This window comes from Coprococcus sp. AM97-35, assembly GCF_027697525.1.
In the GTDB taxonomy this organism is placed as follows: Bacteria; Bacillota; Clostridia; order Lachnospirales; family Lachnospiraceae; genus Allocoprococcus; species Allocoprococcus comes.
The window spans coordinates 171,369-185,294 of record NZ_JAQESL010000003.1; the positions used below are offsets into that span (position 1 = coordinate 171,369).

Here is a 13,926-nt window from a genome sequence, read left to right on the forward strand (position 1 = left end):
TCTCCTTTATTCTTAATCGATATACTGTTTTCTTGCTTTCCGGATTTCGGTTCCGCATTCTGCTGCCTGCACAGTAAATGCCATTGCAAAATCCTGAAGTTTTACTTTATTTTCTTCCAACTGTTCTTCTCCACAGCTGTTGCTTCCAAGTCCTGACTGGCGATAATCCAGATGGATAATCACATCATCCGCTTTTTCAATTTCAAATGGATGCTGTGCTTTTTCCAGACTTTCATCGGTATAATTAGCAAGGTTCAGACCAAGCTTCTCCTCCATCTTGCATAACAGACCATCTTTTCCATCTCCAATACGGAACCATTTCACCTGTTCATGATGTCCGTTTTCCTGTGGGAATACATAATCTGTCATCATTCCGTCAACTGTATTTTCGTAAATTCCCATAATAGATGCAGCCTTACTGTCTACATAACTCTCACCAGGTCCCATACCATACCACATCGTCTTCTGAAAGTTTTTATTTCCTTTCATAATGACTCCGATACGTGGTAAGAATGCTGGTTCCAGTTTTCCTCTCTGAACAGCTTTTCCCTGAATTTCCACCTTCATCTGTCCACAAGAATAAACCGTATAAGTGTAATCACATTCAAATCCCCAGGACTGGTTATAGCAACTGAAGAATGTTCCGATCCGGACGATCACCTTATCGTCTTCTTTCAGACAGCTGACATATTCTGTCTCTTCTACCGGTTTCTGAATAAAATATTTATTCATCCAGTCCTCTTTCTTGTACATATCGTTATCGATTGTTGCACGGTATACATTCATTCTCGGTCCTTCAGTCAGATACTCTTTTCCATCTTTTCCAAAAGAAATCAATTTTCCAAATACAGTACTGAATTTTGCTGTCACACGGCTGTTTTCTACAGTAAGACCCCCCTGTCCTTCTGTTACCTGAAGCTTATCAGCTGTTTCTCTTACCGAAAATCCATCTTTTCGGATCTGCATCGGAATCTGGACTTTCTTGATTTCATACCCTGCTGGTGCATAGTTTCTTTCTTCTTTCTGACATACAGTCAGATTCAGATAATAGTCTGTATTTTCCTGTAATTCAAATGCTGTAATTGGTAGGGCAATGATCTTGCCTTCATGCGGAGCAACCGAAAGTCCTTCAACGGTTCCGTCCTGTATCGTCTGATCTTCCGCTTTTACTTCCCAATAAAGTGTTGTCGTATCCAGATTCAGGAAATCATAATAATTCCGGATCTGAAGCTTGTTCATACTTCCTTCAACAGCTGTAATTTCTACTGGTGCAATGATCTGTTTGTATTCTTCCATTCCCGGAGACGGTGTTCTGTCCGGCATCAAAATCCCATCGATGCAGAAGTTACCGTTTGTTGGAAAATCTCCATAATTTCCACCATATTTATAATATTTCTTATCCTTTTCTTCAGTGTAAATTCCATGATCATACCACTCCCAGAGAAATCCACCCTGAAGACGTTTGTACTTGCGATACATATCCTGGTATGCTTTTAATCCTCCAGGACCATTTCCCATCGCATGTCCATATTCACACATTACGTGTGGCTTATCCCCTTTGATCTGATATTCTGCAATCTCTTTGAGACCTTTCAGTCTGGTATACATCGTAGAATATACGTCTGTCACTTCTGCCTCAAAATCTCCCTCGTAATGAACCAGTCTGGTATCATCCAACTCACGGATTGCTTCTGCTGCACTGCGGAAATTGCATCCGAATGCGGATTCATTTCCCATAGACCACATAATAATCGATGGATGATTTCTATCTCTCTTTACCATACGGACACTACGGTCTACGTAAGCATCTTTCCAGGTCTCATCATCTGTGATCCATGTGTAATTTTCTACCCATTCAAATCCATGGCATTCCAGGTCTGCTTCATTGATCACATAAAGTCCATATTCGTCACACAGATCATAAAAATATTCATTTGCCGGATAATGCGAGCAACGAACAGCATTGATATTGTACTGTTTCATCAGACGAATATCTGATTCCATCTGCTCTCTTGTCACTCTTCTTCCTTCTCTCGGATTATAATCATGATGATTGACTCCGTTCAGAAGGATTACCTGATTATTGACACGGAAGTTCTTATCTTTGATCTCGATTTTGCGGAATCCACATCTGACTGTTACTTCCTGATTTTCTGTCATTACTGTAAATTCATATAACTCAGGTGTCTCGGCTGTCCATGTATGAACTTCCGGGATCTCAGCCTCAATACATATATCTTTTCCTTCCGAAACAAGTTCACCTTCAAGAACAGTCTTTCCTTTATAAGAAAGCTTCCAGCCAAGATTTGTACCAGCCTGTTTCATTGTAATTCCAGCTGTAAAAAAACCATTTTTGTAGCTGTCATCCAGTGTTCCATTTACACGAAGATCCAGAACTGCATTCTTTTCCTCATTGATCAGTTCTACATCCCTGTAGATTCCTGATAACCACCACATATCCTGATCTTCCAGATAAGTACCGTCTGACCACTTGTATACACGAACGGTAATGTCATTTTCACCTGTTTTTACAAACCCGGTAATGTCAAATTCTGAAGGCAGTCTGCTGACTTTTCCAAATCCAACATGTTTTCCATTTACCCATACATCAAATGCACTGTCAACACCATGGAATTTCAGAACCGTGTCTTTTTCCATCCACTGTTCATCTAATACAACTGTCTTTTTATAAATTCCAGTTGGATTTTCATCTGGTACATGCGGTGGGTTTACCGGAAATGGATATAACACATCTGTGTAATGCATCTTGTCATACCCTCTAAGTTGCCATACGGACGGAACATCAATCTTATCCCATCCTTCACATGCCCCCGACTGTTCAAATCCTTCCGGCGATAATTCCGGTGCATCAACATATTTAAAATCCCATTCTCCATTTAAACTGATTTTCTTTTGCGAATCTTTATAAAAAGCCGTTCGTGCTTCTCTTCTCCCAATTCCGGTAATCCGATGGTCTTCCCATCTTTTTACTTTTTTTCTTGCCATAATTTTCTCCTCTCAAGTGGTATCCCATATAAGACAGCAACAGCGGTCAGACAGATACAGTCTGCCTGACCGCTCCATACGCCTGTCTATTTGATAGAACCACTGGTTCCTTCAACAATATATTTCTGCGCGATAATGAAAATAATGATCGGCGGAATAATCATAATAATCGTAATACAGAGCATCGGAATAATCTGTGTACTGTGAACTCCTTTAAATGAAGCAAGTCCAAGTGCCAATGTATATTTGCTTCTGTCCTGTAAGAAAATGAGTGGTCCAAGATAGTCATTCCATACAGTCAGCATATTAAGTACACCGACAAGAATCAATGAAGGTTTCATGATCGGCATGAAAATCTTCCAGTAAATCTGGAACTGATTTGCGCCGTCAATTCGTGCTGCTTCCTCAAAATCCTTCGGGATTCCCATAAGGAACTGTCTCATCAGGAATACATAATAGGCAGATCCGAACCATGCCGGCACGATCAGCGGCTTCAGTGTATTGATCCATCCGAATAAGTTGAATTCCATGTACTGCGGAATCATGGTAACATCCCATGGAATCATCATTGTTGAAAGCAGGATCATAAAGAGGATATTTTTTCCTTTAAAGTTAAATCTTGCAAATCCATAAGCAACCAGTGAACATGAAAGAACCTGTCCGACTGTTGTCAGAACTGTTACAAGGATTGAATTCCAAAGATATGTTCCAAACGGCTGTGATTTCCATGCATTAATAAAGTTCTCAAAATGCCATTCTGCCGGCAGAAGTTTCGGCGGATATGCAATTGCTTCTCCTTCTGTCTTAAATGCAGAAAACAGCATGTAAATAAACGGTGCAAGAAAGTAAATGGCTACCAGTCCGAGTAATATGTAAATTACAATTTTTGATTTTTTAGACATCTTCATTACTTTCTACCCCCTTTTTTCTTTTTTGTTTTCTTTGCTCCGCTGTTTTTAGCTTCTGTCTCATAGAATACCCATGCGGATGATGACTTGAATACCACGGCAGTCAGCAGCAGAATGATGATAAACATTACCCATGCGTTTGCACTGGCATATCCAAGTTTGTGATGTTTGAATGCGTTATTGTATGTATACAGTCCATAGAAGTAGGTAGATTTAAGCGGTCCGCCTCCGGTAAGAAGCATAACCAATGTTACCTGTTGGAAAGAACTGATAATTGACGTAATCAGGTTAAATAAAATTGTAGGTGTAATAATCGGAAGTGTAATACTGAAAAATTTTCTTGCAGGACCTGCTCCATCAATAGATGCAGCTTCGTATACATCAACCGGAATATTTTTGATATCTGTGTAGAAGATAAGCATCATCGTTCCAACACCAAACGCACTTGCAATTATAACTGCAAGGAGTGCCCATGCCGGATCAACCAGCCACTTCGGTCCTTTGATTCCCAGAAGAGATAACAGATAATTCAGTACGCCATAATCTCCGTTGAGGATCCATCCCCAGATGATAGAAACCGCTACACCTGAGATAACTGCCGGAATATAGAAAATTGTACGGAATACTTTTACTCCTTTAACCGGCTGTGTAATCAGCATTGCAAGGAACAATGCAATAATCATGTTAAGCGGTACAAAAATTGCCGCATATTTCAAACTGATTATAAGGGATTTCCAGAACTGTTTGTCCTTTGTAAACATATCAATATAGTTTCCAAGTCCCCTGAATGTTGGTGCTGTGGTAAGCGGCCAGTCAAAAAAGCTCATGATCAAAGACAGAATCAGGGGACCGATTGTAAATACAAGGAACCCGATAATCCACGGCATAATAAACAAATACGGTGTGGCCGTCTTCAGGAATTTTCTCTGCTTCATTTTTCTTCTCTCCTATTTATCGGCGCCGGAATCATAAATTGTTCCGGCGCCGGTTTGTTTGTATGCTATTACTGTGCGTCTGCTGCCTCTTTTAAAACATCTTTTACATCCATGTATGAGCTTGGATTGAAAATCTGTTCAAATGATAAGCTGAGGTTTTCTGAAATTTCTGACCAGTCTTCAATCAGGAAGCTTGCCGGAGTATGTCCGTCACTCTGCTCAAGCATCTCATAGAATGGTGCATATTCTGGTTCATCCATGATACCTTCAGATTCTACAACACTGTTAAGTACCGGAAGTTCCATACCGATTCTTGCTTTGTTGCATTCTTCGCCTGTCCAGTATTTTACAAATTCCCATGCAGCATCTTTATTCTTGCTGTCCTTTGAAATAGAAAGTCCTGAAGAGCTCAGAATACTTACAGAGGTCTTTCCGTCAAAAGAAGGAATTTTTGCCACACCATAATTCATTCCATCCTCATTAAGAGAAGCAATTGACCATGATCCATATACATACATTGCTGCTGTACCGGCACGGAATTCATCAGTTCCGTTCTTTTCTGTTGCAATTGCATATCCGTCTTTTTCCATATCCTGGAACATTTTAAATACTTCCTGAGATTCTTTTGAATCAATCTGACCTGCCATCTGTCCGTCTTCGTCACAATAAGCAGTTCCATTGCTCCACAGATACATTTCAAAATCATACGGATCTGGTTTCATCTGGAATGCAAAACCTTTCTGACCTGTCTTTTCTTCAATTGTCTTGGCAGCTGCCTGAAGATCCGACCATGTCCAGTCATCTGTAGGTTCTTCTACACCAGCCTGTGCAAAAAGGTCTTTGTTATAGAAAAGTGAATGTGTTGTAAATCCCACTGGAATACCATATGTTGTTCCGTCTAATGAGTTGTAATTCCACAGTGTGCTGTAGAAATCATTCTTATAGTCATCGCCTTCTTTGTCGATATACTCATCCAGAGGTTCAAGACCATCTGCATATGCCGGGTAGTTCCACATATACATAACATCCGGTGTATCTCCAGATCCCATACCTGCACTGATCTTTGTATCAAAATCACTTCCGTATGCTTCCAGTGTTACTTCAATGTCATCATGTTCCTCATTAAATTTATCTACAAGTTTCTGCTGAGCATCTACATCATCAGCTACATCCCATGTTGCAAAACGTATTGCTGTCTTTCCGTCACTTGTCTTTCCATTATTACTGTCTTTCTTGTTTCCACAAGCAGTCAGCATCATTGTTCCTGTAAGTGCAAGTACGCACATTACTGCAATTTTCCTCTTCATAAATCATTTCCTCCTTTGATTCACTCATTTTATTTGGTAAAACCACTATACTATTTTACTGGTTAAATGTAAATACTTTTTACCCTATAAATATTTTTTCTCTATTTTACATATTATTTACACCATATTTTTATATACTTTTCACAATTTTTATCTTGGTAAAACTATATTTTTATTTTAAATAAAGTTGTCTGTTTTTACTTGATTGATTTTAACTCTTTATTTTTAGCTAAAAAATCATAACAAAACAATCTGTCATCACTCGATCTATATACATAAAGAGACTATAGGACATTCTCCGTTCCATAGCCTCTTACTTTTTTACCTTATTAAAATTTTTTAACACTGTCACGTATATAAAGTTTAGTCGGGATTGAAACTTTTACACAAATCTCTCTTCCATGTATAATTCGCTCTTCCAGAAGTTTTACTGCATATTCTCCCATGAACTCCATGTACAATCTCACCGTAGTAAGTGGAGGAACCATGTATTTCGCAGTTGGGATATCATTAAAGCCAATAATACTGATATCATCCGGTATTTTAAGTCCAAGTTCATATGCAGCCCGATAACTTCCTGCTGCCATCGAATCATTCGCAACAAACAAGGCAGTCGGCAGATTCCCTTCCTCGTAAAACTCTTTCAGAAGTTTGTATCCATATTTTGCATAATAAGCGCCAAACTTTGTATATTCCGGGTGATACAGTCCCCGTTTTTTCAAAGCGTTCTGAAAATGCTGTATTCTCGTATCCAGTACTTCATCCCCCTCCTTATCAACTTCTCGACAGCCGATCATCCCTATTTTCGTATGTCCACACCCTACCAGATAGGAAACAATCTCTTCTACTGCCCGTCTATAGTCTACCACAATTGAATCGAATCTCTTTGGGTTTGGATCTGCATCAATAAATATAACCGGGCATTCCCATATCTCTATTGCTTCTACCATTTTTTTTGTGAATGTACCGGTACAGATTACACCATCTAATCCGTTGATCATCTCCGGCGAATCATCCAGTTTCACAATCACCTTTGTATATCCTTCTTCTTCCAGTTTTTTTTCTATAGCAAGCCTGATACAAAGATAATAAGGATCCTGAAGTTCTTCTTCAGGAGAATAAGAATAAAATACACCTATCTTCAGTTTTCGCCTGCGTTTTTTCTGTGCGCGTACTTCGTATTCTAATTCCTCTGCAATTTCAAAAATTCTTTTTTTTGTCTCTTCCTGCGCATTCAAAGTTTCATCATGATTCAACACTCTGGATACTGTCGCTATGGAAACCCCCGCTTTTGCCGCAATGTCCTTAATCGTCGCCATGTCCTTCCCCCATTATTTCTCTTTCTTTTTATTTTCTTTCAATATTGCCTTAATGCATTTTCCCTTGATGACTTTCCTTTGCAATTTATTTAATTCATTATAGCACACATTTCGGAGAAATAAATAACTTTAGTAAAATTTAACTTTTTTACTGCTCTGTTTTTCAACTTTTACTTTTACCTAGAACTTTATACGTTGCAAAAAACCAGGCAGTTCACTTTTAAATGTGATTCTGCCCGGTTGTTTATTTCTTAGAATTCATCTGCTACTATTTATTTTCTATACGCAGCTTCATTCCATCTTAATTCATTTTTGAAATCTCTGATCTTTGTATCTTTATCGATATAAACAGCTTCGATTCCCATTTCTTCTGCCCAGTCACCCATCTGTTCCGGTGTCAGGTCATAAGAGAATGCTGTATGGTGAGCTCCACCTGCAAGGATCCAAGCTTCGGCACCTGTTCTGAGGTCTGGCTGTGGTGTCCAGAATGCAGTTGCAACCGGAAGCTTCGGCATCGGTTTTTCTGTCTTCTTGCAGTCTACGCTGTTGATGATCAGACGGAATCTGTCGCCAAGATCAACAAGCGATGTTGCAACAGCCGGTCCTTCTTTGGCTGTAAATACAAGACGTGTAGGATCTTCTCTGTCACCCATGCTAAGCGGCTGGCACTTGATGCTGATCGGTCCATCTGCGATTGTCGGGCAAACTTCCAGCATATGAGCTTCCAGGATACCTTCTTTTCCAGGTACAAGATTGTATGTGTAATCTTCCATGAAGGAAGTTCCCTTTGCATCTTTCTTACCCTGTGTCATGATCTTCATTACACGAACCATAGCTGCTGTCTTCCAGTCACCTTCCGCACCGAAACCATATCCTTTTTCCATCAGTCTCTGCATTGCAAGTCCCGGCAGCTGCTGAAGTGATCCGAGATCTCCGAAGTGTGTAACAATTGCCTGATAATTGTTCGCTTCAAGGAATCTTTCAAATCCAAGTTCGATCTGAGCCTGAACTGCTACATGTTTTCTGAATTCAGCTTCATCTCTTCCTTCCAGAAGGATCTGATATTTGTCATAGTATTCTTCAACAAGTGCATTTACATCACCCTGTCCAACCTGAGCTACTGCGTCAGCAACTTCATTTACCGGGTAAGCATCAACTTCCCATCCGAATTTGATCTGAGCCTCTACTTTGTCACCTTCTGTTACGGCAACGTTTCTCATGTTGTCAGCTACACGCATAACACGTACATGGCTGCTTTCGATGACACCAACTGCTGTACGCATCCAGTCACCGATTCTTTCCTGTGTTTCTTTGTCTTCCCAGTAACCCATGATGACTTTACGGTTCTTATGAAGGCGTGTGAAAATATGTCCGAATTCACGGTCGCCATGAGCTGCCTGGTTCTCATTCATGAAGTCCATATCGATGGTGTCGTATGGGATTTCACGGTTGAACTGTGTGTGAAGGTGCAGTAATGGTTTTCTCAGTTCCTTTAATCCGAGGATCCATGATTTTGCCGGTGAGAATGTATGACACCATGTAATAACACCTGCACAGTTTTCATCTGTATTTGCTTCGTTGAAGGTTCTTCTGATTACTTCATTCGTGATCAGAGTTGGTTTCCAGACTACTTCGTATGGAAGAATTCCTGATTCGTTGAGGGCTTTTACGATGATCTGTGAATGTTCTGCTACGTGTGCGAGGCATTCATCTCCGTATAAATCCTGTGATCCTGTGCAAAACCAAAATTTGTAATCTTTCTGTACTAACATGTTTTTATTCTCCTTTTTATTTGATTTCTTTGTTGATTGATTTACGCTATCTCTCCAACACAAGTTCGGTCTTACTAAGCTCTCAGTCGCATACGCTCCCGCTCGCTAAGTGCGCCGAACAGGCAACGCACTAAATTCATGTGTCGAATAATTTACTACGCTATGTGACCCATCTCACGAGCACAGCTTATTGTCCGTAGTACGCGTCCTTACCATGTTTTCTGTAATAGTGTTTATCCTGTAATTCCTGTGGGGCAGGTTTTACGTCTGGATTGATCATTTCGCAACGGGCTGCCATTTTGGCTACTTCTTCGAGTACGACTGCATTATGTACTGCATTGTGTGGATCGGTTCCCCAGGTGAATGGTCCGTGGTTCTTGCAGAGTACTGCAGGCATTGCCATGTATTCTGTACCTTTGAAATGTTCCACAATGAGAACTCCTGTATTCTTCTCATATGCTTCGTCGATTTCTTCTTTTGTCAGATTGCGGACACATGGGATCTCACCGTACATATAGTCGGCATGTGTGGTTCCGTAGCAAGGGATTCCTCTTCCTGCCTGTGCCCAACTGGTTGCCCATGGGGAATGTGTATGGACGATACCACCCATATCCGGGAACGCTTTGTAGAGTTCCAGATGTGTTGCCGTATCAGAAGACGGATTTAAGTTGCCTTCCACGCGGTTTCCTTCCAGGTCTACAACAACCATGTCTTCTGCTGTCATTTTGTCGTAATCCACACCGCTCGGTTTGATCACAACAAGCCCGCTTTCGCGGTCGATTCCGCTGACATTGCCCCAGGTAAATGTGACAAGTCCATACTTAGGCAGAAGCATATTGGCTTCATAAACCTCTTTTTTCAGTTCTTCTAACATTGCTTTAGCCTCCTACTGTGTTTATGTAAAATATTTCGGGTTCTATTTCATAGTCTCTGTTGCAGCTTTCATGATCGGAAGCGTCTTCTTGAAGCGTTCGATAAATGTATTGTATCCTTCTACATCCTTCGGATCCGGATCCATCTTTGTACCCTTCTGTCCTGCAAATACTTTTGCATCCAGATAATCATCCAGGGCTTCGTCTTCTGCCTTGTTGTTCATGTAAGATGCAAGAAGTGCGATTCCCCATGCTCCGCCTTCTCCGGCTGTCTCCATAACAGATACCGGTGTGTCAAGTGCTGCTGCCAGGATGCTCTGTCCAACGCCTTTTGTCTTAAAGAGTCCACCGTGTCCGAGAATCTCATCAACGGCTACCTTCTCTTCTTTCAGAAGAATGTCCATTCCGACTTTCAGGACTTCCAGAGATGCATATAAATTTGCTCTCATGAAGTTTGCAAGATTGAATTTGCTGTCTGGCATACGAACAAATAACGGACGTCCTTCGTCAAATCCAACAACCGGTTCTCCTGCGAAGAAGTTATAAGACATCAGACCGCCACAGTCTGCGTCACCTTCCAGAGCTTTGTTGTAAAGAGTTCCAAACAGATCGTTCATATCGACTTTCATACCGAATGCTTCTGCAAATTCTTTGAAAATATTTACCCATGCATTCAGATCTGAAGTACAGTTGTTGCAGTGAACCATTGCCACGGCATCTCCTGCAGGTGTTGTTACCATATCGATCTCTTCATGTACTTTCTCAAGTGCTTTTTCAAGAACAACCATTGCAAATACACTGGTTCCTGCTGATACATTACCGGTGCGGATTCTGACGCTATTCGTAGCTGCCATACCGGTTCCTGCATCACCTTCCGGAGGGCATACCGGAATGCCTGCCTGAAGCTTTCCTGTTGGGTCCAGAAGCTTTGCACCTTCTTCGGTAAGTGTTCCTGCCTTTTCACCTGCAACCAGGACTTTTGGAAGGATATCTTCTACTTTCCAAGGATATCCTTTCGGTGCAACCAGTTCATCGAACTTGGCAAGCATCTCTTTATTCCAGTTACGTGTTGTGCTGTCGATCGGGAACATTCCGGATGCGTCACCAACGCCAAGGACTTTCTCTCCTGTCAGTTTCCAGTGTACATAACCTGCAAGCGTTGTAATAAAATCAATATCCTTTACATGTTCTTCTTTGTTCAGGATTGCCTGATACAGATGTGCTCCGCTCCATCTCTGTGGCATATTGAAACGGAATAATTCTGTCAGTTCTTTTGCTGCCTGCTCTGTCATTGTATTTCTCCATGTACGGAACGGTACAAGCTGTTCTCCTGCTTTGTCAAATACCATATATCCATGCATCATGGCACTGAATCCAAGTGTTCCGACAGTAGTAAGCTCTACGTCATACTGCTTCTTCACATCTACGGCAAGATCTCTGTAGCAGTCCTGAAGACCTGTCCAGATATCCTCTAATGTGTAAGTCCAGACACCGTTGTCAAGACGGTTCTCCCATTCATGGCTTCCCGAAGCAATCGGTGCATTATCTTCTCCTACCAGAACTGCTTTGATTCGTGTGGAACCAAACTCGATTCCAAGAGAAGTCTTTCCTGCTTCGATCATACTTTTTACATCACTCATTTTTCTTTACCTTTCCTTTCATAAAATATATTTGATTTGATAAATATTTTTATTTGATGATTTTTACAGAACTCCGGTTGATAATCTCCGGTTTCAGTTCTACACTGTCCGGCACTTCTTTCTCCTGCATAAGATCAAGGATCTCTTCTGCTGCCTTCTTCGCTAGCTCCCGGATCGGATTCTTCACAGAAGCGAGCGGTACTTCGCAATAATTTGCCAGATCAGAATCATCGATTCCAATGATCGACATCTTGTCCGGCACTTTGATCTTCTGTTCCAGACATGTCGCCGCAAGGTTGCTCGCAACCTCATCGTTGTAGCATACACATGCCGTACATCCCTGAATCCTTCTTAAAATCCAGCTGCTCTCCTCACGCATATTGCGATTGCGCACATCTTCGGTATCAATCCAGACAATCCGTTTATCTTCGATCCTGATATCTGCTTCCATTAAAGCTTCGATATAACCGGCATACCTTCTGTGTCCCTGCCCGTCATCTGCCTTGAAAATCGCTGCGATCTCACGGTGTCCGCACTGGATCAGATATTTCGTCGCCATCTTCCCTGCCATCTTGTCATCAAGACTTACATGCGGCGCTTTCAGTTCCGGATAATAGCTGTTGATAAAGATCACCGGGATTCCCTGCTCCATGATCTGCCTGTACAGATCGAGATTTGGATTAGGAAGGCCACTCTTTGTCGGTTCCGCTATAATTCCATCCACTCTTTTCTTATCCAGAATGCTTTTCAATATAAAACGTTCTTTTTCTACAGAATTGTTGGTGATGGAAATCTGGATTCCATATCCGGCGCGTGACATCTTGTTCTCGATTTCCTGAATAATACCAGAAAAAATATATTCCTGAACAAAGGTTGTCATCACTGCGATCTGCATCGTTTTTTTTCGTCTGACCCCGATGATGCCGCTTTCCTTTATATAGGTCCCACTTCCACGGCGTTTCTCGATCATACCTTCTTTTTCCAGAACAGCGATCGCATGTCTGACGGTCTGACGGCTTACCCCAAACCGGTCACAAAGCTGGTATTCCGACTCTATCCGCTCTCCCGGCTGCAGTTCTTCCGCTTCAATCTGTTCTCGGATCCATCTTACAATTCCTTCATATTTTGCTGATGTTTCTTTCACTTTTTTCTTCTTTTCCCCCCTGATTTACGTACAAATCCCCTGCTCTCCTTACCTCTAATATACCTTAAGGAACACCTGATTTTCAACCCGTAATATGTTACAAATTATCGTACAACTTTTGTATGTTTTTGCTAAGTTGTATTTATTATATGTGTACAACTTGAATACATATTTGTTTTTCATCGAGGTCCTAACTTGTATTCTTCTTTTTGCATCTTTTGTGCACTTCTTATAAAACATCAAATAATATGGTATTGTTTTTTGACGCCACCAAAACAAGTATAACAAGCTTTTTTCGATTCACGTACTTCTGTAACCTCTTCCCTTCACCAAATGCAGAACCTTGTGCAGGCGCCAATCTGTACTTGGCTCACCATATACACAAAAAGAGCAGATAAAAGCTTTTTCATTGCCTTTATCCGCTCTTGTTGTTTTTCATCCGCGCTATTGATTTTCTTCGATCGCCATAATCATATCTACACGATCCTGGTGACGTCCCCCAAGGAACTCTGCACCAAGAAATGTATCAAGGATCATCTTTGCCATCTCGATTCCAATTACTCTTGCACCGAACGCAATCACATTTGCATTATTATGTTCTCTTGCCATCTTTGCCGTATATGGTTCAGAACACACCGCTGCGCGGACACCGTGAACCTTATTGGCTGCCATGGAAATGCCAAGACCGGTTCCACAGATTGCAACTCCGAGATCCACTTCTCCGTCTGCAACTGCTTTTCCAATCTTTTCCCCATATTTCGGATAAGGACAGCTCTCATAAGAATCAGTTCCGTAATTGACAACTTCATATCCTTTTTCCACAAGATACTCTACCACCTGCTTTTTCATATCCACTGCAGAATGGTCATTCGCAATCCCTATTTTCATATCTCATCTTCCTCCTTCCCCTTTATACTCAATACTTACAAAAAGAACACCGGATGTACGATATGAACATCCGGTGTTTAAATCCTACTTTTTTATTATAGGCAATTAAAAAGTTTCCGTCAATACCCGTCGTTT

At 41.2% G+C, this 13,926-nt stretch carries 10 protein-coding genes; all 10 read right to left on the reverse strand.

The window, feature by feature from the left end:
* Nucleotides 1–12: 12 nt before the first annotated feature.
* Nucleotides 13–3,006 (reverse strand): glycoside hydrolase family 2 TIM barrel-domain containing protein, encoded by a 2,994-nt coding sequence (locus PG840_RS04300; protein ID WP_117558545.1) that lies wholly within the window; start codon nucleotides 3,004–3,006, stop codon nucleotides 13–15.
* A gap of 86 nt (nucleotides 3,007–3,092) precedes the next feature.
* Nucleotides 3,093–3,914, reverse strand: coding sequence for a carbohydrate ABC transporter permease (locus PG840_RS04305; RefSeq protein ID WP_022220172.1), 822 nt, complete (start codon nucleotides 3,912–3,914; stop codon nucleotides 3,093–3,095).
* On the reverse strand, nucleotides 3,914–4,849 hold the full coding sequence (locus tag PG840_RS04310; protein WP_117558543.1) for a carbohydrate ABC transporter permease: 936 nt from the start codon (nucleotides 4,847–4,849) through the stop codon (nucleotides 3,914–3,916). The genes PG840_RS04305 and PG840_RS04310 overlap by 1 nt, the downstream gene beginning before the upstream one ends.
* 68 nt (nucleotides 4,850–4,917) lie before the next feature.
* Nucleotides 4,918–6,156: an ABC transporter substrate-binding protein gene (locus tag PG840_RS04315; protein WP_117558541.1), complete on the reverse strand. Its 1,239-nt coding sequence runs from the start codon at nucleotides 6,154–6,156 to the stop codon at nucleotides 4,918–4,920.
* Nucleotides 6,157–6,485: 329 nt separating this feature from the next.
* Nucleotides 6,486–7,475, reverse strand: a complete 990-nt coding sequence (locus PG840_RS04320) for a LacI family DNA-binding transcriptional regulator (RefSeq protein WP_008372602.1) — start codon at nucleotides 7,473–7,475, stop codon at nucleotides 6,486–6,488.
* 272 nt (nucleotides 7,476–7,747) lie between these two features.
* Nucleotides 7,748–9,247 carry an L-arabinose isomerase gene (gene araA / locus PG840_RS04325; RefSeq protein ID WP_022220176.1) on the reverse strand — a complete coding sequence of 500 codons (1,500 nt, stop codon included), beginning with the start codon at nucleotides 9,245–9,247 and terminating at the stop codon, nucleotides 7,748–7,750.
* Nucleotides 9,248–9,434: 187 nt separating this feature from the next.
* Nucleotides 9,435–10,121 carry an L-ribulose-5-phosphate 4-epimerase gene (gene araD, locus PG840_RS04330; RefSeq protein ID WP_270205613.1) on the reverse strand — a complete coding sequence of 229 codons (687 nt, stop codon included), beginning with the start codon at nucleotides 10,119–10,121 and terminating at the stop codon, nucleotides 9,435–9,437.
* A gap of 42 nt (nucleotides 10,122–10,163) precedes the next feature.
* Nucleotides 10,164–11,759: a xylulokinase gene (locus PG840_RS04335; RefSeq protein ID WP_270205612.1), complete on the reverse strand. Its 1,596-nt coding sequence runs from the start codon at nucleotides 11,757–11,759 to the stop codon at nucleotides 10,164–10,166.
* 49 nt (nucleotides 11,760–11,808) lie between these two features.
* A complete protein-coding gene (locus tag PG840_RS04340; protein WP_117558590.1) occupies nucleotides 11,809–12,903 on the reverse strand; it encodes a GntR family transcriptional regulator in 1,095 nt (364 codons plus the stop codon).
* A gap of 444 nt (nucleotides 12,904–13,347) precedes the next feature.
* On the reverse strand, nucleotides 13,348–13,791 hold the full coding sequence (gene rpiB / locus PG840_RS04345; protein ID WP_022220180.1) for a ribose 5-phosphate isomerase B: 444 nt from the start codon (nucleotides 13,789–13,791) through the stop codon (nucleotides 13,348–13,350).
* Nucleotides 13,792–13,926: the final 135 nt, after the last annotated feature.

Excerpts from the sequence above, each read along its gene's own strand:
- PG840_RS04300 (WP_117558545.1), bottom strand. The coding sequence starts at position 3,006 with ATGGCAAGAAAAAAAGTAAAAAGATGGGAAGACCATCGGATTACCGGA.
- PG840_RS04305 (WP_022220172.1), bottom strand. The coding sequence starts at position 3,914 with ATGAAGATGTCTAAAAAATCAAAAATTGTAATTTACATATTACTCGGA.
- PG840_RS04310 (WP_117558543.1), bottom strand. The coding sequence starts at position 4,849 with ATGAAGCAGAGAAAATTCCTGAAGACGGCCACACCGTATTTGTTTATT.
- PG840_RS04315 (WP_117558541.1), bottom strand. The coding sequence starts at position 6,156 with ATGAAGAGGAAAATTGCAGTAATGTGCGTACTTGCACTTACAGGAACA.
- PG840_RS04320 (WP_008372602.1), bottom strand. The coding sequence starts at position 7,475 with ATGGCGACGATTAAGGACATTGCGGCAAAAGCGGGGGTTTCCATAGCG.
- araA (WP_022220176.1), bottom strand. The coding sequence starts at position 9,247 with ATGTTAGTACAGAAAGATTACAAATTTTGGTTTTGCACAGGATCACAG.
- araD (WP_270205613.1), bottom strand. The coding sequence starts at position 10,121 with ATGTTAGAAGAACTGAAAAAAGAGGTTTATGAAGCCAATATGCTTCTG.
- PG840_RS04335 (WP_270205612.1), bottom strand. The coding sequence starts at position 11,759 with ATGAGTGATGTAAAAAGTATGATCGAAGCAGGAAAGACTTCTCTTGGA.
- rpiB (WP_022220180.1), bottom strand. The coding sequence starts at position 13,791 with ATGAAAATAGGGATTGCGAATGACCATTCTGCAGTGGATATGAAAAAG.